The sequence below is a fragment of the Streptomyces tubbatahanensis genome (assembly GCF_022699385.1).
Taxonomy (GTDB): domain Bacteria; phylum Actinomycetota; class Actinomycetes; order Streptomycetales; family Streptomycetaceae; genus Streptomyces; species Streptomyces diacarni.
In genome coordinates, this window is the sequence record NZ_CP093846.1 from 5,062,311 (window position 1) to 5,084,610 (window position 22,300).

Consider the following 22,300-nt stretch of genomic DNA (forward strand, 5'->3'; position numbering starts at 1 on the left):
TTCACCGCAGGTCCGCGCGGGCCTGCCGGTACCGGGCAGGGCCCCCGCGAGCTGGGGGCCTCGGGCTATCGTGCGCAGTATGGAGACGCCTGACAAGACCGCCGACGACGGTTCCGAGCACGCCCCCGCCACCCCGACCGCCTCCCAGAACTGGGAGCAGGCCGCGGCGGATCCGACCTACCGTGCCGCGGTCGTCGACCTGCTGGGGGCCCTCGCCTACGGGGAGCTGGCGGCCTTCGAGCGGCTCGCCGAGGACGCCAAGCTGGCACCCTCGCTCGCCGACAAGGCGGAGCTGGCCTCGATGGCGTCGGCCGAGTTCGGCCACTTCGAAAAACTGCGCGAGCGGCTGGCCCGGATCGACGAGGACCCCACGGCGGCGATGGAGCCGTTCGCCGCGCCCCTGGAGGAGTTCCACCGGCTGACCGCGCCCTCCGACTGGCTGGAGGGCCTGATCAAGGCGTACGTCGGGGACTCGATCGCCTCCGACTTCTACCGCGAGGTGGCGACCAGGCTGGACACCGACACCCGCGCGCTGGTGCTCAGCGTGCTGGCGGACACCGGGCACTCCAGCTTCGCCGTGGAGAAGGTGCGGGCCGCCATCGAGGCAGAACCCCGCGTGGGCGGGCGCCTCGCACTGTGGGCGCGGCGGCTGATGGGCGAGGCGCTGTCCCAGGCGCAGCGGGTGGTAGCCGAGCGGGACGCGCTCTCCACGATGCTGGTCGGCGGGCTGGCCGACGGCTTCGACCTCGCCGAGGTCGGCAAGATGTTCTCCCGGATCACCGAGGCCCATACGAAGCGGATGGCCGCGCTGGGGCTCGCCGCCTGATCCCCGACTCCACGAGCCCGGACTCGGCGAACCCGGCCTCCGCGAACCCCGGCTCCCACCACCCGGACTCGGCGGACCGCGGCGCCGGGGTGGTGCGCAGGGTGTCCCTGCGCCACTGCCTGCGCCCGGGCGCGTCCCGCAGCAGCAGCGAGAGCAGCGCCGCGCTGACCCCCAGGGCCACGCACAGGGCCACCGGGACGTGTCCCGCGCCGAAGACGGTGTGGCTGATGAGGCCGCCGACGAGGGCGGCGACCGGGCCCGTGGCCAGCACGAGCCGCCGGTCGGGAAGCCGCTCGGGGAACCGCCTGCTCGCGATGAGGGCGAGGGCGAGTCCAAGGCTTGCGGAGCCGAGAGCCTCCCAGATCATGAGGACCTCCACGGGGTGGCGGTGAGCTGACCGCTGGTCGCGGTCGTTCCCGGTCTCCCCCTGGGTACGGACGCTGAAACGGCGGCCGCAGAAGCAAAATCCGCGGCCGCCGCCGTGTGCGTGACCCCGCCGTTTCCCGGGCGGTGCCGAGGCCCGTCTCAGATGGCTCCGAAGCCCACCTTGCGGCCCGACGGCTGGCCGATCTCGATGTAGGCGACACGGTCCGCCGGGATCAGGATCTTCCGGCCGTGCTCGTCCTCGAGGCTGAGCAGCCCGGAGCCCTTCTCCAATGCCGCCGCCACCGTGCTCTCGAGCTCGTCAGGAGTCTGCTTGCTCTCCATGACGATCTCGCGAGGCGCGTACTGCACGCCGATCTTGACCTCCACGGCTATGTCCCTCCGACGGTCTGGTGTCCCCGTGCCGATGCCCGGGATGCGGTGCGCGGCCAGCCGCGCCGTACGGGAGTAACCCTAGCTCTCGGCGGGGGACACCGAGGGGGCGCGGTCGCACGCCGGCAGCGAACAACCGCGCCCCCTCGGCCCTGGGCACACCTGGCCTCCGACCGGTCAGGACGCCGGACTGCCGCATCACTGACGCCGGACTGCCGCATCACTACTGCATCGGGAACCCGGCGATACCGCGCCAGGAGAGCGACGAGATCAACTTGGCCGCCGCGTCGCGCGGGATCCGCTGCCCCGACCCCAGCCAGTAGCGCGCGGTGATCTGCGCCATGCCGCACAGGCCGACGGCCAGCAGCATGGACTGCTCCTGGGAGAGCTTGGTGTCCTCGGCGATGACCTCGCTGACGGCCTCCGCGCAGTCCAGGCTCACCCTGTCCACGCGCTCGCGCACCGCGGGCTCGTTCGTCAGGTCCGACTCGAACACCAGGCGGAAAGCGCCGCCCTCGTCCTCCACGAAACCGAAGTAGGCGTCCATGGTGGCCGCCACGCGCTGCTTGTTGTCCGTCGTGGACTCCAGCGCCCTGCGCACCGCCTGGAGCAGCGCCTCGCAGTGCTGGTCGAGAAGCGCGAGGTACAGCTCCAGCTTCCCCGGGAAGTGCTGGTAGAGCACCGGTTTGCTGACGCCGGCACGTTCGGCGATGTCGTCCATCGCCGCCGCGTGGTAACCCTGCGCGACGAAGACCTCCTGAGCTGCGCCCAGCAGTTGGTTGCGTCGGGCCCGGCGGGGCAGACGCGTGCCACGCGGGCGCGCTTCGGTCTGCTCGATGGCTGTCACGCCGCCTCCCTGTGTGTTTCTGAGCGCGAGCTGCGCTGTGCCGCCATCGTACTTTTCAGTAACGGGAGTGGGGGCTCCACGGGCCCCGAATTTTCCGCCGCCACCCGGGCAGAGCGGGTGCTTTATCGGTACTCGTCCTCATTCAGCTCCACCACGCGCGCCTGCTCCGCCGCGTCGGCGGGGTCGGCCTCGTGCGAGCCGGACGGGGCGAGCGGCTCGTCACGCTGCCGCAGCAGATCGGTGTGCTGTTCGGCCGCGTCCGCCTCCGTGGCCTCGGGACTCTCCGTTCCCTCCGGCTCTTGGTCGCGCGTGCCGTCGGTGTACGTGTCGTCGAAGGTTTCGGGTTCTGTCGGGTCGAGCGGCATGCCTGCTCCCCTTTCCAGGGTGCTGCCCGCCTGCGCGGGTCTACTTCCGAGACTAGGAGCGGGTCACCAGGGGCGCACGCCCGCATGCACGCTTCCTGCGGAGCGGGTGCACACGAACGGAGGCGGACGCCGTGTGCCTCTGTCATCCCCTGTGCACCGGTGTGTTTCTTCTGTGACGGTGGACACGTGAGGGTGTGTGTGATCGTCTCGTAACATTGCCCTATGTCCTCCACCGAGCAGCCGGGAACCTCCGCTGCCGCGGCCCGCACCGCCGCGCCGTCCACCACGCCGCCGGGCTCCCGCGTCGGCGACGGGGAGACGCTTCGGAAGGTCTCGCTGCCGGGCCTGACGCTGGCCGTGCGCGCACTGCGCGACGAGACCACCAACTCCGCCCCGGCCGGGGCGGACACCCCCTCGCCCCAGCGGCCCGCACGGGCCGGAGCCGGCACCCGTACGGGCGCGCTGTACGTGCACGGGCTGGGAGGCTCCTCCCTTAACTGGACGGCTCTGATGGGCGAGCTCGCCCCCGACGTGGCAGGCGAGGCACTCGACCTGCCCGGCTTCGGTGACTCCCCGCCGCCCGACGACGGCGACTACTCGGTCTCCGGCCACGCCCGCGCGGTCATCCGCTACCTGGACTCCAGCGGACGAGGCCCCGTACACCTGCTGGGCAACTCCCTCGGCGGCGCCGTGACGACCCGGGTGGCCGCCGTGCGACCCGACCTGGTGCGCACCCTGACGCTGATCTCCCCCGCGCTGCCGGAGATACCGCCGCAGCGCACCGCATGGCCGACCGCGCTGATGGCGGTGCCCGGCATCGCCGCGCTGTTCGACAGGCTCACCCGCGACTGGCCGGCCGAACGCCGCACCGGCGGGATCCTCGGGCTGTGCTACGGCGACCCGGCGCGGGTCAGCCCGGAGGACTTCGCGGCCGCCGCCGAGGAGTACGACCGCAGGATGCGGCTGCCCTACTTCTGGGACGCCATGGTCCGCTCGACACGGGGCATCGTGGACGCCTATACCCTGGGAGGTCAGCACGCGCTCTGGCGGCAGGCCGAGCGGGTACTGGCGCCCACGCTGCTGATCTACGGAGGGCGCGACCAACTGGTCGCCTTCCGGATGGCCCGGCGCGCCTCGGCGGCGTTCCGCGACTCCCGGCTGCTCGCTCTGCCGGACGCGGGACACGTCGCCATGATGGAGTACCCCGAGATCGTCGCGAGTGCCGTCCGCGAGCTGATCGACGACGCGGCCACGGCCGCACGGCGGTCGAACACCCCCGCAGCCGGGACCGCCGCACAAGGAACCGGCAACCTCGAAAGGTGACCAGTGGGACGCCACAGCCGTAAGGGCAAGGCCGGTACCGCACGCGGCCAGCAGCGCTCCGGTATACCGGAGCGCCAGGCGGACGCCGCCCGTGCCGCCGCCCGGTCCCGCGACGCAGGCGCCCCCGGACGTGCCGATGCCGCCGGGTGGGAGCGGGATGTCACCGCGCCGTACCCCGCCGAGGGTGCTCCCCCGGCGGGTCCGGGACCGCACGGCACCCCCGCGCACGGCGTCCCCGGACACGTCGACGAGCCCACGCGTGGCGGACACCCGCAGTTCGGCGAGCCGTACCGCCACGGCCCCGGCGGCGGGGCCCACGGGTACGGCTTGCCGCACGGCCCGGGTCAGGGGCGGAGCCAGGGCCGCGGCCAGGCGCAGAACCCGTGGCGCTCGCAGGGGCCCGAGCAGCAGCGCGGCGGCCCGCACGGGCCGCGCCAGGACTACCTCGACGCCTTCGACGACGCGGTCTTCACCCACAGGGCAGCAGGGGCGCCCGGCGCCGCCCCTGCCGACGCGCGCCGGCACCCCGCGGGCGCCTCCGGCCCGCCGCGGGCTCCCTACCGCGCCGCCGGGCCCGCCGCCCCCGGGCCGCCGGCGCCGGAGGCCACCGCAGCCGGCGCGCCCCCCGCGGACGACGAGCCGCGCGGCGACCGTACGGCGGCGCCCGCGCAGTCGCGTCCACGGCGGCAGCGCACCGGCGGCAGGGCCCGCACGTACACGGGTATCGCGGCCGCGGCCATCACGACCGTGCTGGCGATCGTCATCGCGGCCCAGGTGGCCGGCGGCGAGCACAGCTCGGGGCAGTCCGACGACGGGGCCAACACGGGCGAGCGGGCGCCGGGCGGAACCGCCGCGCAAGACGAGCGCGCCGACCGCGGGACGCGCCCCACCCCGGGCGCTCCCGGCGACGGATCTTCCTCGTACGACGCGAAGATGGCGCATGTCTACCCGCTGGCCGACGACCTGGAGGGAACGAACAAGTTCACCGCCGTGCCCGGCCACGAGAAGGGCAGCGGCAAGGGCGAGGTGATCCGCTACCGCGTGGACGTGGAGAAGAAACTGCCGCTGGACGGCGAGCTGTTCGCCGAGGCGGTCCACAAGACGCTCAACGACGAGCGCAGTTGGGCGCACGACGGCAAGCGCAGCTTCGAGCGGGTCTCCTCGGGGAAGGCGAAGTTCGTCATCACCCTGGCCACGCCGAAGACCACCGACCTGTGGTGCGCCAAGTCGGGCCTGGACACCAGCGAGCAGAAGGTGTCCTGCGACTCGGCGGCCACCGAGCGGGTCATGATCAACGGTTACCGGTGGGCGCGCGGGGCCAAGACGTTCGGACCGGAACAGATGCACGCCTACCGCCAGATGCTGATCAACCACGAGGTCGGCCACCGGCTCGGCCACGACCACGTCGGCTGCCCCGGTGACGGCGAGCCCGCCCCGGTGATGATGCAGCAGACCAAGTACCTGACCACGCAGGGCAAGACCTGCCGCCCCAACGCCTGGCCCCACCCGCGCGGCTGACCCCCGGCCGCGAACCGCCCGCACGGTTCCCGTAGAGCGGGCGGTTCCCGTGCTGCGGGAAAACGCGCGACGCGCGGGAAAGTCACGGGTCTTCACCCCTTCCGGTGGTGTGACGGACAACCGTCCATCGTGCGACGGGGGGCGCGCATAGCGTCGTCCGCGTCCCGCCACCGAGCCGTTCGCGGCCGGTGGCACGCCGCGACGAGGGTTGGGGGTGCGCACATGCGCATCGCACTGCTTACGGAAGGTGGTTACCCCTATCTGCGGGGTGAGTCCGCGCTGTGGTGCGACCGCCTGCTGCGCGGCCTGGACGGCCACGAGTTCGCCGTTCACGCCCTCAGCCGCAGCGCACGGCAGGAGCGGGCCGGGTGGTGTGAGCTGCCGGCCAATGTGACCCGGGTGCGTACGGCGCCGCTGTGGGGCCCGGGGGAGCCGGCCGGTGAGTCCGCGCGCGGGCTCGGGCACGGTTTCCACGGACGGCGCGCAAGGCGTCGCTTCCGCGAGTACTTCTCCCTGCTCGCCGAGGCCGTGTGCACCGCACAGTACGGAGCGCGGGCGGACGCGCTCCGGGGCGCGGGTTCCGCCGCCGGGGCAGCCGCCGTGACGTCGCAGGCGGACCGTTTCGCCGCAGGCCTGTACGGGCTGGCCGAACTGGCGGCCGAACGCGACGGACTGAGCGCTGCCCTCCGCTCCGAGCAGGCGGTGCGCATCCTGCAGGCCGCCTGCCGCGCGCCGGGCGCGCCGCGCGCCGCGCACGCCGCCCAGGTCGAGGATCTCCTCACGGTGGCGGAGCGGCTGGAGCGCGCACTGCGTCCGCTCTCGCTGGACTGGTACGGACTGCGCGGCGGGGAAGCGGGGCTGGCGGCGGCCGACCTGTGTCACGCGGTCGGCGCAGGACCCGCAGCACTGCCCGGGCTGCTGGCCCACCGTGCCTGCGGCGTCCCCCTGCTCGTCACGGAGTACGGCGTGCGGCTGCGCGCGCACTACCTGGCGAGCGCTGCGAGCGCCGCGAGCGCTGCGAGCGCCGCGGGCGCCACGGGAGCCTTCGCACGCGGGGTGGCGGGCGCCCCGGTGCGCGCCCTGCTCGGCTCCTTCCAGCGGCTGCTGACCCAGGAAACGTACGCACGGGCCCACGTCATCACGCCGGGCAACGCGCACGACCGGACGTGGCAAGAGCGGTGCGGCGCGGATCGCGCCCGGCTGCGTACCGTCTATCCGGGCATGGATCCTGCGCCGTTCGACGCGGTGGGGGAGCGGGCCGCCGACCTGCCGCCTCGTGACGGGTGCCGCGCGGGTGGCGCGCCGACGCTGGTGTGGGCAGGGCGGATCGGTCCGGCCAAGGACGTCAGCACCCTGCTGCACGCCTTCGCCCGGGTGCGGGAGACGCTGCCGGGAGCGCGGCTGCGGATCGTCGAGACGGGCGGTCCCGACGGCCGTCCCAGGCCCTCGGCGGCGGGCGGCGACGGGGACGACGCCTATCTGCCGCTGTGCCGGGCGCTGGCCGCGCGGCTGTTCCCCGCGGATGCCGAGGGCGCCTGCCCCGTCGCCTTCGACGCCGTGGGCAGCCGCACCGTGCCCACTCTCGCCGACGCCTACGCCGCCGGGGACGTCGTGGTGCTCTCCAGCACGGTGGAGGGCTTCCCCGTCTCGCTGGTGGAGGCCATGTTCTGCGGGCGGGCGACCGTCTCGACGGAGGTCGGCGCGGTCCGCGAGGTGATCGGCGGCACCGGCCTGGTCGTCCCGCCGCGCGACCCGCGCGCACTCGCCGAGGCGTGCGCGGCGCTGTTGGGCGATGGGGCGCGCGCCGCACGCCTGGGCGCCGCCGCGCGTGCGCGGGCGCTCGAACTGTTCACCGTCCGGCAGAACGTGGAGGCCTTCCGCGCCCTCTACCTGGAGGTGCTGGCCCGTCACCCGGCCGGTGCGCACGTGAGCGACCTGGCACAGGCGCCGGACGGTGACGTCGCCCACCCGGCGCGTCTGTTCGCGCGGCCCGCCGAGTCCCACCTGCCCGGCCGCTGGACGGGCGCGGCCCGGCGCGGCGCCGGCACCGCCCCCGCGGGCCCGGACGGACGCCGTTCGACGGCCGCGGCCGGCCGCGCGGCCCGTCGCACCAACACCACCCGTCTCCCGGCGGGCGGCGCCGCGCACACCCCGAGCTGGGCCGGGCAGGACCGCCCGGCTGACGGGCCCCCCGCACGGAACGCGCCGTCGTGGCGTGCGGCACCGGAGCGCGCCGCCGTCGGCGCCGAACCGGAGGAGGCGACGGCCCCGTGAACACCCACCCCGCTCCCGCCGGCCCAGGGTCAGGTTCCGGCACCTCGGCCGACCCCGTCCGTGCGCTGTTGAGCCGGCACAGCACGCTGTGCGCCCGGGCGGTCGATCCCTTGGAGATCGCCGCGGGGCTGGAGGCCGGCGGTGTCACGGACCGTACGGTCGCCTCGTGCCGGCACCGCGACGTCTTCTCCCTCGCCGAGGAGCTGTACGCCCGCGCCCCCCGGCGGGAGGACGACGCGCAGGCCCGTACGCCACTCCCGTCCTCCTCGCCCGCTCCCGGCAGCGGTACCGGGACCGGCGCCGCCCCCCTCGCCGGTTCCGGACACCCGGACGGCGGGGCGGGTGCCACCCGGCCCGCACGCGGCCCGGTGGCGGCGCGGCTGCTCGCCGTCGCCGTCGCGCTCGGACTGCCCCTTCTGCCGGGACTCCTGTGCGCGGGCACCCTGGCCTGGCTCGTCCTGCTGGGGAGCGCACCGCCCGCCGTGCGCGCCGTCGTCTGCGCCGTGGGCGCGGGCGCGGTGCTCGGCAGCGGTGTCGTGGCCGTGCGTGCCGTCCCGGCCACACCGCGCGCGGCCGGGGTGAGACCGCGGCCGTTCCCCGTGCTGCCGTTCCTGTGCGTCTGCTGGCTGATCGGATACGCGCTCTACGGTGACTGGCTGCTGCGGCAACTCCTCGGCGGCGGGCCCGAGTTGTCCGGCAGCGCCCCGACGCCGCCCCCGCCCGGTGTTCCTCTGGGCCTCGCGCTGGCCCTCGCCCCCGCCGTGTGGTGTGCGCGCGGGTTCGCACGGGGAGCGCGGCGCAAGCTCGCCGGGTGCCGCAGCCTGGAGGAGTTCTCCGCCCGCGTGCGGCCCGTGCTGGCGCTGGCCGTGTGCGCCTTCGCGGTCAGTTGCCCGGCGCTCCAATGGGGGGCGCACACCCTCGCCGACGGAGCCTACGCGGGAGCAGGCGGGGCCTACCCGGGAGCCGGCGGGGCCTACGCGGGAGCGGAAGCGGTCGACGTCCCGGCCGGGCCCGTCTTCTGGGCCACCGCAGCGGTGCTGCTGTTGCTGTTCGCCGCGCTGCTGCTGGGCGCGCACGGCTTCCGGCAGGCCACCCGTGCCGGGCTCCTGACCGCCTGCGCGCTGGAGGCCGCCGTCCTGCTGTCCGTTCCGGTCGCACGGCTGCCCCGGCTGCAGGTGCTGAGCCGGCCCGTGGAGGCGCTGGCGGCGCACCAGGGCACGGCGTCCGTCCCGTTGGCGGCCTGCGGCTGCGCCGCCCTCGTTCTGCTGGCGTACGCGTTCGTCACGCTGCCCCGCGCCTCCGCACACCACCGGGAGACGGCGCCCGCGTGAGCAGCGCGCCGCCCTCCCGCCCCCGTACCGGCACGGGCTTACGAGCCCGTTGCCTGACATCGACAAGGAGCACGACCCCATGACCCACGCGCAGTCGGCACACCGAGGCATCGCAGGGCGGATGGCCCGCCCAGCCGTGCGCCCGCTTCAGAACGGCCTCTCGTACGGCCTCTCGCACGAGGAGGTCGCACGATGAGGGTGCTGCTGCTGGGCGCCGGCGGATACCTGGGCCGGTTCGTCGCCGACCGGCTGCTCGCGGACCCCGCCGTGCAGCTCACCGCGCTCGGCAGGGGTGACGACGCGGACGTGCGGTTCGACCTGTCCACCGGCAGCCCCGGGGCGCTCACCCGTTTCCTGGACGCGGTCCACCCGGGCGTCGTCATCAACTGCGCCGGTACCACCAGGGGCAACGGGCGCGAGCTGATCCGGCACAACGTGGTGGCCACCGCCGCCGTCTGCGAGGCGCTGCGCCGCAGCGGCTGCGGCGCCCGTCTCGTGCACGTGGGATGCGCCGCCGAGTACGGGCCTTCACAGCCGGGTTCGTCCACCGGAGAGGACGCGGTGCCGCGCCCCGGCGGTCCCTACGGTGTCAGCAAACTGGCCGGCACCGAACTGGTGCTCGCCTCCGGGCTGGACGCCGTCGTGCTGCGGGTCTTCTCGCCGATCGGGCCCGGCACCCCCGCGGGTTCGCCCCTCGGGCGCGTCGCCGAAGCCATGCGGCGCGCGATGCAGCAGGGGGACAGCGAACTGAAACTGGGCGGGCTCGGGGTGCAGCGCGACTTCGTCGACGTGCGCGACGTCGCGCGCGCCGTGCACGCCGCCTCGCTGTCGGCGGCCCAGGGCATCGTCAACATCGGCACCGGCCGGGCCGTGCGGCTGCGGGACGCCGCCTCGCTGCTGGCCCGTGTCGCCGGGTACGCGGGGTCCGTGCACGAGCAGGGCGGTGGTCCGGCACCCGGCGACGGACAGCCGGGGGCCGCGGCGGGCAGCCAGGGCGGCACCGGACCCGGCGGCCCGGGCGCTCCCGGTGGACACGGAGGCCCCGGCGGACACGGAGGCCCCGGCGGACCCGCGGGGTCCGGCGGACCCGCGGGGTCCGGCGGACAGCTGCCGGTGATCCCCGCACAGGCTCACGCCGCCCACGCCCTCCAGGGGGCGCACCAGGCGGCGCACGCGCAGCACGGCGCACACGGGCACCACCCGGGACAGCACCCCGCGGCCTCGCAGCACGCTCCGCACGCGGCGCACTCGGGGCAGTCGGCGCCCGTGGCCCCGTCCGGCCCGCCCGCCTCGTATCCGTACCCGGACGGGTGCGGCGCCTGGCAGCAGGCGGACGTCCGCACGGCCAGGGACCGGCTCGGCTGGCGGCCGCGCATCGGGATGGAGGAGTCGCTGGCCGACATCTGGATGGAGGCCGCATGCCGTATCTGACGACCCCGCCGGGACGGGCCCGCCCGGCGGGCGACGGCAGCGGGGTGCGTCGGCTGGGTCTGGGGGTCCCCGGCTGTGCCCATCCCATGCTGGCGCCAGCGGAGTGGGCGGAGCTCTCCCGGCCCGGGGTCGGCGCCTTCCCCGGGGCCGAGCGGGAAGCGGGGCCGCTGCACTGGGTGGTGCTGGACATCGCCGACGGGCCCGGCGCGCGCCCCGACCCGTACTGCGCCCCCGCGGCGGCCGCGCTGCGGTCCGCCGGTGTCGCCCTCCTCGGCCGTCTCGACATGCGAGACGGTACGCGGACATTCGGCGAGCTGGTCTCCGAGGCCCACAGGTTCCTCGACTGGTACCGGGTGGACGGCTTCCACCTCGTGCACGCGCCGGGCGGCGCGGACCGGCTGGGGCACGTCCAGCGCCTGGCGGCCACCCTGCGCGCGCTGCTGGGCGGCGAGCGCGACGGCGGGCACCTCGTCCTGGCGCCCGGCGGCCCCTCGCACCCGGCCTACCTGGAGTGCGTCGACCAGCTCGTCACCTATGCCGGGAACTGGGCGGACTACCGCTGGTCGCAGGCCGAGGAGTGGACGGCGGCGCACCCCGCCGAGCGCTTCTGCCACCAGGTGCACTCGCTGCCGCGACTGCACCTGGAGGAGGCGCTGCGCATCGCCCGCTGGCAGGGCGCGGGCACCGTCTGCTTCACGGACCGCACCCGCGGCGCCGGCCGGGACCCCTGGGAGACGCTGCCCGGGTACTGGGACGAGATCGTCTCGTGTCTTGGACCTGGTGTCTCGGAATGAGATAGCGCGTGGCAGTGTTACGAGAGGAACGGCCCGCCTCCGGGCGGGTGACTTCCCGCACGTCCCACCGACCATCGGAGTCTCCGTGTCACTGCCACCCCTGGTCGAGCCAGCTGATGAGCTCACCGTCGACGAGGTCCGCAGGTACTCACGTCACCTGATCATCCCGGATGTCGGGATGGAGGGTCAGAAGCGGCTCAAGAACGCGAAGGTGCTGTGTGTGGGCGCGGGGGGTCTCGGCTCTCCCACCCTGATGTACCTCGCCGCCGCCGGTGTCGGGACGCTCGGCATCATCGAGTTCGACGAGGTCGACGAGTCGAACCTCCAGCGCCAGGTCATCCACAGCCAGGCGGACATCGGCCGCTCGAAGGCGGAGTCGGCGAAGGACACGGTGCTGGGGATCAACCCCTACACCCAGGTCAATCTGCACGAGGAGCGGCTCGACTCCTCGAACGTGATGGACATCTTCGCGCCGTACGACCTGATCGTGGACGGCACGGACAACTTCGCCACCCGCTACCTGGTCAACGACGCCTGCGTGCTGCTGAACAAGCCGTACGTGTGGGGCTCCATCTACCGCTTCGACGGCCAGGCGAGCGTTTTTTGGAGCGAGCACGGCCCCTGCTACCGCTGCCTGTACCCGGAGCCCCCGCCGCCCGGCATGGTGCCGAGCTGCGCGGAGGGCGGCGTGCTGGGCGTGCTGTGCGCCTCCGTCGGCTCGATCCAGGTCAACGAGGCCATCAAGCTGCTGGCCGGCATCGGTGAGCCGCTGGTCGGCCGCCTGATGATCTACGACGCGCTGGAGATGACCTACCGCCAGGTCAAGGTCCGCAAGGATCCCGACTGCGCGATCTGCGGCCCCAACGCGACGGTCACCGAGCTGATCGACTACGAGGCGTTCTGCGGCGTCGTCTCCGACGAGGCACAGGAGGCCGCAGCCGGCTCCACCATCACTCCCAAGCAGCTCAAGGAGTGGATGGACGACGGCGAGCAGATCGACGTCATCGACGTGCGCGAGCAGAACGAGTACGAGATCGTCTCGATCCCCGGTGCCCGGCTGATCCCCAAGAACGAGTTCCTGATGGGCAACGCGCTCCAGGACCTCTCACAGGACAAGAAGATCGTCTTGCACTGCAAGACGGGTGTCCGCTCGGCCGAGGTGCTGGCCGTCCTCAAGAACGCCGGATTCGCCGACGCCGTGCACGTGGGCGGCGGGGTGATCGGCTGGGTCAACCAGATCGAGCCCGAGAAGCCGGTCTACTGAGCCGACTCGCACGACAGGGCGGTGCTCCCCGGACGACGGGGACACCGCCCTTCGCCGTGCCGGGCTATCACCGGATCACCGGCAGTTCGTGCCGTCCTCGGGAACCTTCCCGCGCAGCAGGTAGCCGTCGACCGCGCGCCGCACGCACGTGTTGTCGCTGTCGTACGCGCCGTGGCCCTCGCCCCGGTAGGTGACCTCCACCCCGACGCCCTCGCCCAGCTCCTTCTTCATGGCGCGCGTGCCCCCGTACGGCGTCGCGGGGTCCCCTGTCGTGCCGACGAGCAGGATCGGAGCGGCGCCGTCGGCCCCCACCGGAGGGGACGTCCACTGCCCCCGGACCGGCCAGTCGTGGCAGGAGGAGAGCCCCCAGGCCGACATCGGCCCGAAGACGGGCGACGCCTCGGTGAAGCCGGGCAGCTCGGACTTGATCTCCCGCGCGCCGTAGCGCTGCCGGTTGTCGGCGCAGCTGATGGCTGTCAGGGAGGACTGGAGCGTGCTGTAGGTGCCGTCCTGGTTGCGTCCGTTGAGCGCGTCCGCAAGCAGCAGCAGGGTGCTCCCGTCGCCGTCCACCAGCGCTTCCTGAAGCCCCCGTGCGAGCAGCTGCCAGGTGTCCTTGGCGTACAGCGCCTGCGCGATGCCGCCCTCGGCCAGTGACTCGGTCAGCTTGCGTCCGCTGTCGGTGGGCATCGGCTCGGCATCGAGCTCGGCGAGCAGGTCGGTGATCCGCTGTTTCCCCTCGTCGGGGTCCTCGCCCACCGGGCAGTCCTCGCCGCGCGCCGCGCAGGCCTTGAGAAAGTTGTCGAGCGCCAGCTGGAAGCCGCTGGTCTGGCTGAGCGAGCCGGCGACCGGAGTGGAGCGGGGGTCGACGACGGCGTCGAAGACGGCGCGCCCCACTTTTCGCGGGTACAGGTGCGCGTAGACACCGCCCAGCTCGGTGCCGTAGGAGATGCCGAAGTAGTGCAGCTTCTCGTCGCCGAGCACCTGGCGCATCACGTCCATGTCGCGTGCGGTGTTCTCCGTCGTCAGGTGCGGCAGGAGCGTCCCGGCCCGTTTTTCGCATCCGTCCGCGAAGTTCTCCTGGCGGTCGAAGAGGCGTGTCTGCTCGCTGTCGGTGTCCGGTGTCCAGTCGGCGGCGAAGTAGCCGTCCAGTTTCTTGTTGCTCAGACACTTCACCCCCTCGCTGCGGCCCACCCCGCGAGGGTCGAAGCTCACCAGGTCGTAGCGGCCGCGCAGCTTCTCGTAGTCCCGGGCGAAGGCGGGCAGGGTGGCCACCCCTGAGCCGCCGGGACCGCCGAAGTTGAACAGCAGGGAGCCGATACGTTTTCCGCCTCCCTTGCGCTCGGTGGCACGGATCATCGCGATGCCGATCGTCCTGCCCTTGGGCTCGTCGTAGTCGAGCGGCACCTTCAGCTCGGCGCACTCCCAGCGCGTCCCGCCCGGCAGCGGGGAGGGCGAGCCGGCGTCGGTGCCCTGTGCCGCGTTCGGCTCGGGACAGCGCGACCAGGACAGCTTCTGCCGGGTGACGGAGTCGGGCAGTGCTGGAGAAGGGGGCCCGGTGGGTGTGCCGGAGCGCGGGGCCGAGGAGGCGGGAGGGGAGTCTGCGGCGCTGCCCGACGCGGAGGAGCCGCGGACGTCGGGATGGGCCGCCTGCTTCCCCGTGCCGTCCGATTCTTCGCCGCCGCAGCCGCTCGCGACGGCCGCGGCCGCTATGAGCGCCGCCACGAGGGCGGCACCGGGCCGCAGGGAGCGGGTATGGCGCATGGGACGTCCTCCCGTGCAGAGGGTGGGACGTTCATCGTGCGTACGGCGGGGCGGCCGGGGCGCGCTGTGAGGGGCGTTAGGGTGTACGGCTCGCTACGACGCCCCTGCGTCACGGCGCTGTACGGCTCGCTATTGCGCTGTCGCGTTTACAGCGCTCCCTTGCGGGTCAGCTGGGTGAAGGACAGCCAGCCGGGCAGCACCGGCAGCCACAGCGTCATCAGCCGGAAGAGCAGCACAGCCGGGGTCGCCACCTCCTTGGGCACCCCGAAGGCGATGAGCGCGGCGATCAGCGCCGCCTCGACGGCGCCGAGGCCGCCCGGTGTGGGGGCGGCGGACCCGAGCGCGTTCGCCGTCAGGAAGACGACGGCCAGGTTGGCGTAGCTCGTCTCGTGGCCGAAGGCCCGCACGCACGCGTCCAGGCACATCACGAACGCCAGGGTCAGCAGCAGCATCCCCAGCACGCCCGTGAGGAGCTTCTGCGGCCGCTGCACCACGTCCAGCATCCGCGGCACCACCCCCGCGAACAGCGAGCGCACGCGGTTGGAGACGAACCTGCGCAGCGCGGGAACCGCCGTGACGATCAGCACCAGCACGGCCGCCGTCAGCAGGCCCGCGATGACCGCGCGGGACGGCGAGAGGGTGGGCGTGTGCTCGGTGCCGGTGATGTAGCCGAACAGCAGCAGCAGGGTGATGTGGCTGCCCAGTCCGAAGAGCTGGGAGGCACCGACGCTCGCCACCGCGTGTCCGGGCCTGACCCCCGCACGCTGGAGGAAGCGCGCGTTCAGGGCGACGCCGCCGACCGCCGCCGGGGCGACGAGCTTCACGAAGGAGCCGGCGATCTGCGCCTGCACCGTCCGCCACCACGACACCTTCTCCGGGACGAAACCCAGCAGCGACATCGCGGCGCACGCGTAGGTGAGCGCGGAGAAGGCCACGGCCCCGCCGACCCACGCCCAGTTGGCGTCCAGCACCACGTCCACCGGCACCTGCGAGAGCTGCGTGAGCAGGAAGTAGGCGGCCAGGGTGCCGGCGATGAAGCTGACCAGGGTGCGCGGCCTGATGCGCTCGAGACGGGCGGGCTCTATGGGGGCCTGCGGCCTGATGCGCAGCACCTGGTGGCGGATCTGGGCCAGCAGATCCTCCTCGCGTGCCTCTTCCAGCGCCTCGTCTATGGCCTTCTTCTCGGCGTTCTTCTCGGCCCGCAGCGACTTGCGGTGCGCGCGGCCCCCCGCCGCCTCGGCCGCGTGTGCGCCCTCACCGCGGGCTCCGGCCTCCCTCGCCTTGGTCTCCTTGTTGGCGCGGGAGGCCTCGATGACCGCCTCGCGTTCCCGTTCGGCGCGCTCCTTGGCGAGGTGGCGCAGGGTGGTGCGGGTGCTGCGGCTGAGCGCGATGGGCTGGAGGAGCGGGAGGCTGTCGGCGATGGCGTCGGGACCCAGCACGTCCACCGCGGCGGCCACCGCGCGTTCCGCCCCCACGCGCAGCCCCAGCGTCGTCAGCAGCTGGGCGACGTCCATGCGCAGGATCAGGTCGCCCGCCGCGATCTCGCCGCCGCGCAGGTCCGTCAGGTAGACGGCGCCGGAGCCATCCACCAGCAGCGCGTCGCCGACCAGCCTGCGGTGGGCGATCCGCCGGGACTGCAACGCCTCGACCTGCTGCCATGCCGTGCGCATCAGCGCGTCGCTGATCTCCTCGTCCGCCAGCGCGTCCAGGCTGCGTCCCGGCAGGTGTTCGTAGACGAGCATCACGGCGTCGGGGCCGAGCTCGGAGGTGGCGATCAGCCGGGGCGCGTTGGCGCCGGCGGAGATCGCCGCGTAGGCCAGCAGGGCCTCCTGCTCCAGTGCCTGGCGCAGCGACTGCAGACTGCGGCGCTGGGTGATCCCGCGCAGCGCCAGCCTGCGCCAGACCCGGTAGAAGAACCCCTGTGCCTGCTGCTCGCGGTCGACCACGGTCACATCGAGCGGCCCGCCGTCCTCCAGGGTCACCCGGTAGCGGCGTCCGCGGTCGTTGTGGTCGCGCTTGTCCGCGTCGCCCGCCTCCTCCACGCGCAGTGCGCCGACCGGCTTGAACCCCACCCGGCGCAGCCCCGCCAGCAGCGTCTGCCCGGTCGGCCTGACGTTCGGGGTGCCGACCGCGTACAGCGTCCCGTAGGCGATCGACCATCCGATGAGGATCGTCACGGCGATGGAGAAGGCGGTGGTGTACCCGGGCACCAGAACGGCGAAGGCGTTCAGCAGCAGGACTCCCCACAACACCACCCGCCAGCGGGGGCGGCGCGCCATGCCGACCGCCGTCATGTAGGCGATGACCGGCGCCAGGTAACTGTGCACCGGTGTGGTGGCGTCCTGCGGGGTGATGGCCTTGGTCAGGGCGTCCCTGATCGAGTCGGGTGCCGCCTGCGCCACCCACAGGTCCACGGCCAGCGAGGCGCCGTGTGCGAGCACGGCGGCCAGGACCCCGTCGGCGATGCGCAGCCCGTCCCGTTTGATCAGTCTCTCGATCGCGAACGCGACGGGTACGAGCAGGACGGCGATGCTGGAGGCCAGCCCGGTCAGGCTGATGAGCAGGTCGGGCGCTTCCGCGGTGCCTTTGTCGATGTCCTGTTCGAGTCCCGCGGTGGTGCCGTGCGCGAAGTTGGCGATGGTGAGGACCACCGCGATGCCCAGCAGCCCCAGCACCAGCCGCAGCAGGTCGGAGGGCCGGTGCACCCGGGCGGAGAGCAGCGGCTCGTCGCTCTCGATCTCGATCCGGTCCCCCTTGGCGACGGCCTCCAGCGTCTCGCCGGGTGCCAGCGGCGCGGTTTTCGCGGCCTTCGCAGCCATCTCCGCGTGCGCGGCCTTCTCCGCGTCCGGGGTCTCGCCGGCCTCGCCCCCGCCCGCGGCGCCTTCGGGCTCCCTCACGCCTTCGGTGTCCTCCAGCTTCCCCGCGGCCTCGGCTTTCCTTGCGGTCTCAGTCGTCCCTGCGGCCTCGGGTGTCCCTGCGGCCTCGGTCGTCTCCGCAGCCCCGGTCGTCTCCGTGCCTGGGGTCGTCTCCTCGCCGGGTTCCGGCGCGTCGTCCTGGTTGCCGATGGTTCCGCCGTCCCCGTGGGCAGCACTGCCGGCGGCGGGTGCGCCCCCTGACTGGGGGCCGTCACCGTGCCGCTGTCCGGATTCCGTCTCGTCCTGGTCCCGTATCACTCGTCACCGCCCGGAAGATGGTGGCACGAGGGGAGACTCACCGGGAGCACGAGGGTGCATTCCGGGGTCCCCGGGGACGAATCGACGGGCGGCGCAGGGCGGCTGCGGGCGATCCGGCACGGCTGTCGGTGGCATGAGGCAGCATGGCCCGTATGCCTGGAGAACCCGGAGACGGGCGACCGTCGGCCGGTCGCACCGCACCGCCCGTGGTGGTCTCGTCCGCGCCGTCCGACGCGGACGAGACCGCCCTGCCCGAGCTGCCCGATTACGCGGAGCGCGTACTGGAGGTGGCCGACCTCATCCCCGCGGGCCGCGTGCTGACCTACGGGGACATCGCCGAGTGGCTCGAAGAGGGCGGCCCCCGACAGGTGGGCCGGGTCATGGCGCTGTACGGCGGCGCGGTGTGCTGGTGGCGTGTGGTGCGCGCCGACGGCGTGCCGCTCCCCGGCAAGGAGCGCGAGGCGCTGACGCACTACCACGCGGAGGGCACTCCGCTGCGGTCCGGCTCCGCCGCCTCCCGCACCCCGGGCCACATCCCGCGCATCGACATGCCCCGGGCCCGGTGGGACGGGAAGCCCGGGTGATCCCGCGCTGCGGCTGCTCACGGTTTCCAGCTTCCGTCATGGCCCCCGGCTCCACGCACCCCTGAGTGCGTACGGAGTACCGCGGCCCCACGGGGTACAGGAGCGATGCGCTGCGGCACATGTGCCCGCTGGCGTAGCGTCTGTACCACCCCGCACAGACCTCCCCCTAGGCGATCCACGTGAGTCCCTCCCTTACTGCCGAGGCGCATCAGCGATCCCGCGGGCCCGGCGCGTACCGGCTGGTGCGCACCCCGGCGGGACCTGTCGATCTCCCTGCTTCTGACGCGGCGCAACGCGCCGTGGTTGACCACCGGGGCGGCCCCCTCCTCGTCCTGGCGGGTCCCGGAACCGGCAAGACCACCACGCTGGTCGAGGCGGTCGCCCGCCGTGTGTGCGAGGGCGCCGATCCCGAGCGCGTCCTGGTGCTCACCTTCAGCCGCAAGGCCGCGGTGGAGCTGCGCGACCGGATGACGGCCCGGCTGGCCCGCGCGGCGGACGCCGGTGCCCTGACCGCGCCACAGGCCACCACCTTCCACTCCTACTGCTACGCGCTGGTCCGCGCCCACCAGGACGCCGACCTGTTCGCCGAGCCGCTGCGCCTGCTGACGGGCCCGGAGCAGGATCTGCACATCCGCGAGCTGCTGGAGGGCCAGATCGCGCTGGAGCGGCGGGGGCGGGCGACGGTGCGCTGGCCGGACGAGCTGCGTGCCTGCCTGACCACGCGCGGTTTCGCCGACGAGGTGCGGGCTGTGCTGGCCCGCAGCAGGGAGCTGGGGCTGGGCCCGGCGGCGCTGGAGGCCTTCGCGCGGCGGGCCGGGCGCCCCGACTGGCGGGCCGCGGCCGGCTTCTTCGCCGAGTACCTGGACGTGCTCGACGCGCAGGGCGTCCTCGACTACGCGGAGCTGGTACACCGGGCCGCGCTGCTCACCGAGCGTGACGAGGTCGCCTCCTGGCTCGACGGCGCCTACGACGCGGTCTACGTCGACGAGTACCAGGACACCGACCCCGCCCAGGCGCGTCTGCTGCGCGCGCTGGCGGGCGGCGGGGCCCGCACGCTGGTGGCGTTCGGCGACCCCGACCAGTCGATCTACGCGTTCCGCGGCGCGGACGTGAACGGCATCCTGGACTTCCCCGATGTTTTCCGGCAGCCCTCCGGCGCCCCCGCGCCCGTACGGGTGCTGCGCACGGCGCACCGTTTCGCGCCCCCGCTGTCGGCCGCCACCCGCCGGCTGACCGAGCGCATGCCGTTGACCCGGCTGCCCGCCGAAGCGGTCCGCGCCCACCGCGCACTCGTCCCGGCGCCCGCCCCCGGCGTCCCTTCCCCCCGAGTCGCGGACCGGCGGCCCGGCAGCACCGAGGCGCAGTCGTCCCTTCCCGAGCGGGAATCTTCCGCTGGTCGGCAGTCTCTTCCCGAGGGCGGGCCGCCCTCCGGGCGTGGCCACGAGCGGGCCGCGCATGAGCGGCCCGTCCACGAGGGGGCCCTGCCCGAGCGGGCGGGAGCGCGGCCGGCCGCCGCCGGCCGGGTCGAGGTGTTCACCTACCCCACGGCCGGCGCCGAGCTGGAGAACATCGCCGATGTGCTGCGCCGTGCGCACCTGGAGGAGGGCGTGCCCTGGGCCGAGATGGCCGTGCTGGTGCGCGCGGGCGGACGTTCCCTGCCCGTGGTGCGGCGCGCCCTGGTCTCGGCCGGGGTGCCCGTCGACGTGGACGGCGACGACGTGCCGCTGCGCCACGAGCCGGCCATCGCCCCGCTGCTGACCGCGCTGCGGGTCGCGGCCGAGGGAGCGCTGGAAGAGCGCGCCTCGCTCCCCACCGACACCGCGCTGACCCTGCTGTCCTCTCCACTGGGCGGGATGGACGCGGCCGACCTGCGCCGCCTGGGCCGGGCGCTGCGTGAGGAGGAGCGCGCGGTGGGCGCCAGGGTGCCGCGCCCCTCTGACGTGCTGCTGGCCGAAGCGCTCGCCGAGCCCGAACGGCTGGTCGCCCACACGCCGCAGTCCCTGGCGACCTCGGCGGCGCCCGGGGGCCGCTCCGTCGAAGGCGCACACGGCCTGGGGCTGCTGCTGCGCAAGACCCGCGAACTGCTCGCCGGGGGCGGCACGGCCGAGGAGGCGCTGTGGACGCTGTGGACCGGCACCGGGTGGCCCGACCGGCTGGAGCGCGCCGCGCGCCGGGGCGGCACCGGCGGGCGCAACGCGGACCGCGATCTGGACGCCGTCTGCACCCTGTTCGCGGTGGCGGCCCGTGCGGAGGAGCGCGGCGGCGGCCGGGGCGCCCTCAACTTCCTCGCGGAGCTGGAGGCCCAGGACATCGCCGCCGACACCCTCGTCCAGCGCGCGGTACGCCCGGACGCCGTGCGACTGCTGACGGCGCACCGGGCCAAGGGACGGGAGTGGCCGCTGGTGGTCGTCGCCGGGGTGCAGGAGGGGCTGTGGCCCGATCTGCGGCGGCGCGGCTCCCTGCTGGAGGCCGACCGTATCGGCCGCGACGGTCTCGCCGAACCGCTCTCCGCCGGGGCGCTGCTGGCCGAGGAGCGCAGGCTCTTCTACGTCGCTGCCACCCGTGCCTCGCGGCGCCTGGTGGTGACGGCCGTCCGCGCCCAGGCGGAGGACGGCGACCAGCCCTCGCGGTTCCTCGCCGAGCTGGGGGTCGAGCCCCGGCAGGTGGCGGGACGCCCGCGGCGGCCGCTGTCGGTGCCCGCGCTGGTCGCGGAGCTGCGCGCCACCACCGTCGACCCGCAGGCCTCGCCGGCGCTGCGGGACGCGGCGGCGCGCAGGCTGGCCCGGCTCGCGGGGGAGCGTGACGAGGAGGGTTACGCGCTGGTCCCCGCGGCCCACCCGCAGCGCTGGTGGGGGCTGGCCGAGCCGACCCGCTCCGCTATGCCGCTGCGCGACCGCGACCAGCCGGTGGCGCTGTCGGGCAGCGCGCTGGAGCAGCTGGCGCGCACCTGTTCGCTGCAGTGGTTCCTCACCCGTGAGGTGAAGGCCGACGAGCCGGCGACGGCCGCCCAGGGCTTCGGCAACGTGGTGCACGTCCTGGCGGACGAGGTCGCCTCGGGCAGCAGTCCCGCCGACCTGTCGGTGCTGATGGAGCGGTTGGACGCGGTGTGGGACGGGCTCGCCTTCGAGGCACCGTGGAAGTCGCGGCAGGAGAAGGAGAGCGCGCGGGCCGCGCTGGAGCGGTTCCTGCGCTGGCATGTCATGGAGCGCGGCGAGGGCCGCGAGCCCGCCGGAAGCGAACACGGTTTCGAGGTGACGTTGCGGGCGGGTGAACACGCTGTCCGCATCCGCGGCAGCATGGACCGGGTCGAGCGGGACGCCCAGGGCCGCGCCTACGTCGTCGATTTCAAGACAGGCCGTGCCCGCCCCACAGGTCCCGAGGTCGAGCGCCATCCCCAGCTCGCCGTCTACCAGCTCGCCGTACGGGAAGGCGCGGCGGACGCGCTGTTCGACGGGCGGCGCCCCGAACCCGGCGGAGCCGAACTGGTGCACCTGCGCATCGGAGCCGCCAAGCGTGACGGCGGCGACGCCCTGCCCGTCGTGCAGCGCCAGGAGCCGGAGGGCGGCCCCTCCGGCGCCCCGGACGGACCCGACGGTGCCCCGGACGGACCCGACGGTGCCCCGGCCCCCGACGGCGCTCCTGAGCGGTTCGGCACTGACGCCTCACACGGCGGCTCCGGTGACTCCGGCGTCCCCGGCGTCTCCGGTGGCTCCGGTGGCGACTGGGTGGGGGACCTGCTGGCCACGGCCGCCGCCCGGGTGCTGGACGAACGCTTCACCCCGACCCCGGGGCAGCACTGCGCCCACTGCGCGTTCCGCTCCGCGTGTTCGGCCCGCCCGGAGGGCCGCCAGATCGTGGAGTGATCCGGCCGGTCGTGCACCGGACGTCCGGCCGCCCGCAGCGGTCCGCCGGGTCGCAGGCGCCCCCGGCCGGGCAGGCGGACGCGGTCGGACAAGCGGTCGCGGTCGGGCAAGCGGTCGCGGTCGGACAAGCGGTCGCGGCCAGGCCGGGGACGGGGCCATGACCCCGCCCCGGCCCGGCTGTCAGCCGCGC

General features: G+C 74.2%; 16 protein-coding genes. 10 read left to right on the forward strand and 6 right to left on the reverse strand.

Going from position 1 to position 22,300, the window contains the following annotated elements:
• Positions 1 to 79 precede the first annotated feature (79 nt).
• Positions 80 to 826 (forward strand): ferritin-like fold-containing protein, encoded by a 747-nt coding sequence (locus MMF93_RS21865; protein ID WP_242754127.1) that lies wholly within the window; start codon positions 80 to 82, stop codon positions 824 to 826.
• Here MMF93_RS21865 and MMF93_RS21870 read toward each other — a convergent pair.
• The 4 genes from MMF93_RS21870 to MMF93_RS21885 all read right to left on the reverse strand — a co-directional run bounded on the left by MMF93_RS21870 (position 777) and on the right by MMF93_RS21885 (position 2,794).
• Positions 777 to 1,193: a hypothetical protein gene (locus MMF93_RS21870; RefSeq protein ID WP_242754129.1), complete on the reverse strand. Its 417-nt coding sequence runs from the start codon at positions 1,191 to 1,193 to the stop codon at positions 777 to 779. The genes MMF93_RS21865 and MMF93_RS21870 overlap by 50 nt on opposite strands.
• Before the next feature lie 158 nt (positions 1,194 to 1,351).
• The gene (locus tag MMF93_RS21875) at positions 1,352 to 1,579 is read right to left on the reverse strand and encodes a DUF3107 domain-containing protein (protein WP_114014431.1); all 228 of its coding nucleotides are present in this window, start codon (positions 1,577 to 1,579) and stop codon (positions 1,352 to 1,354) included.
• Positions 1,580 to 1,805: 226 nt separating this feature from the next.
• Complete coding sequence (locus MMF93_RS21880) at positions 1,806 to 2,429, reverse strand: TetR/AcrR family transcriptional regulator (RefSeq protein ID WP_242754131.1); 624 nt, start codon at positions 2,427 to 2,429, stop codon at positions 1,806 to 1,808.
• A gap of 122 nt (positions 2,430 to 2,551) precedes the next feature.
• The gene (locus MMF93_RS21885; RefSeq protein ID WP_242754133.1) at positions 2,552 to 2,794 is read right to left on the reverse strand and encodes a hypothetical protein; all 243 of its coding nucleotides are present in this window, start codon (positions 2,792 to 2,794) and stop codon (positions 2,552 to 2,554) included.
• 222 nt (positions 2,795 to 3,016) lie between these two features.
• Here MMF93_RS21885 and MMF93_RS21890 point away from each other — a divergent pair, with 222 nt between their 5' ends.
• From MMF93_RS21890 to moeZ, 7 genes are all read left to right on the forward strand, one after another.
• A complete protein-coding gene (locus MMF93_RS21890; RefSeq protein ID WP_242754135.1) occupies positions 3,017 to 4,117 on the forward strand; it encodes an alpha/beta fold hydrolase in 1,101 nt (366 codons plus the stop codon).
• Between the two features lie 3 nt (positions 4,118 to 4,120).
• Complete coding sequence (locus tag MMF93_RS21895) at positions 4,121 to 5,635, forward strand: DUF3152 domain-containing protein (protein WP_242754137.1); 1,515 nt, start codon at positions 4,121 to 4,123, stop codon at positions 5,633 to 5,635.
• A 222-nt stretch (positions 5,636 to 5,857) separates the two neighbouring features.
• On the forward strand, positions 5,858 to 7,909 hold the full coding sequence (locus tag MMF93_RS21900; protein WP_242754139.1) for a DUF3492 domain-containing protein: 2,052 nt from the start codon (positions 5,858 to 5,860) through the stop codon (positions 7,907 to 7,909).
• Entirely contained in the window at positions 7,906 to 9,240 is a 1,335-nt protein-coding gene (locus MMF93_RS21905) for a hypothetical protein (protein WP_242754140.1), read from the forward strand. Before MMF93_RS21900 ends, MMF93_RS21905 begins: the two co-directional genes overlap by 4 nt.
• 192 nt (positions 9,241 to 9,432) lie before the next feature.
• Positions 9,433 to 10,671 (forward strand): SDR family oxidoreductase, encoded by a 1,239-nt coding sequence (locus tag MMF93_RS21910; RefSeq protein ID WP_242754141.1) that lies wholly within the window; start codon positions 9,433 to 9,435, stop codon positions 10,669 to 10,671.
• Positions 10,659 to 11,465, forward strand: coding sequence for a spherulation-specific family 4 protein (locus MMF93_RS21915; protein ID WP_242754142.1), 807 nt, complete (start codon positions 10,659 to 10,661; stop codon positions 11,463 to 11,465). Before MMF93_RS21910 ends, MMF93_RS21915 begins: the two co-directional genes overlap by 13 nt.
• 85 nt (positions 11,466 to 11,550) lie before the next feature.
• Entirely contained in the window at positions 11,551 to 12,729 is a 1,179-nt protein-coding gene (gene moeZ / locus MMF93_RS21920; RefSeq protein WP_114014423.1) for an adenylyltransferase/sulfurtransferase MoeZ, read from the forward strand.
• A 75-nt stretch (positions 12,730 to 12,804) separates the two neighbouring features.
• On the opposite strand, the gene MMF93_RS21925 is transcribed toward moeZ, so the two are convergent.
• The gene (locus MMF93_RS21925; RefSeq protein WP_242754143.1) at positions 12,805 to 14,490 is read right to left on the reverse strand and encodes an alpha/beta hydrolase; all 1,686 of its coding nucleotides are present in this window, start codon (positions 14,488 to 14,490) and stop codon (positions 12,805 to 12,807) included.
• A 146-nt stretch (positions 14,491 to 14,636) separates the two neighbouring features.
• Positions 14,637 to 17,663, reverse strand: coding sequence for a lysylphosphatidylglycerol synthase transmembrane domain-containing protein (locus MMF93_RS21930; protein ID WP_242754144.1), 3,027 nt, complete (start codon positions 17,661 to 17,663; stop codon positions 14,637 to 14,639).
• A 152-nt stretch (positions 17,664 to 17,815) separates the two neighbouring features.
• Here MMF93_RS21930 and MMF93_RS21935 point away from each other — a divergent pair, with 152 nt between their 5' ends.
• Both MMF93_RS21935 and MMF93_RS21940 read left to right on the forward strand, forming a co-directional pair.
• The gene (locus MMF93_RS21935) at positions 17,816 to 18,247 is read left to right on the forward strand and encodes an MGMT family protein (protein ID WP_341483299.1); all 432 of its coding nucleotides are present in this window, start codon (positions 17,816 to 17,818) and stop codon (positions 18,245 to 18,247) included.
• 179 nt (positions 18,248 to 18,426) lie between these two features.
• Entirely contained in the window at positions 18,427 to 22,110 is a 3,684-nt protein-coding gene (locus tag MMF93_RS21940; protein ID WP_423835490.1) for an ATP-dependent helicase, read from the forward strand.
• The last annotated feature ends 190 nt before the right edge of the window (positions 22,111 to 22,300 follow it).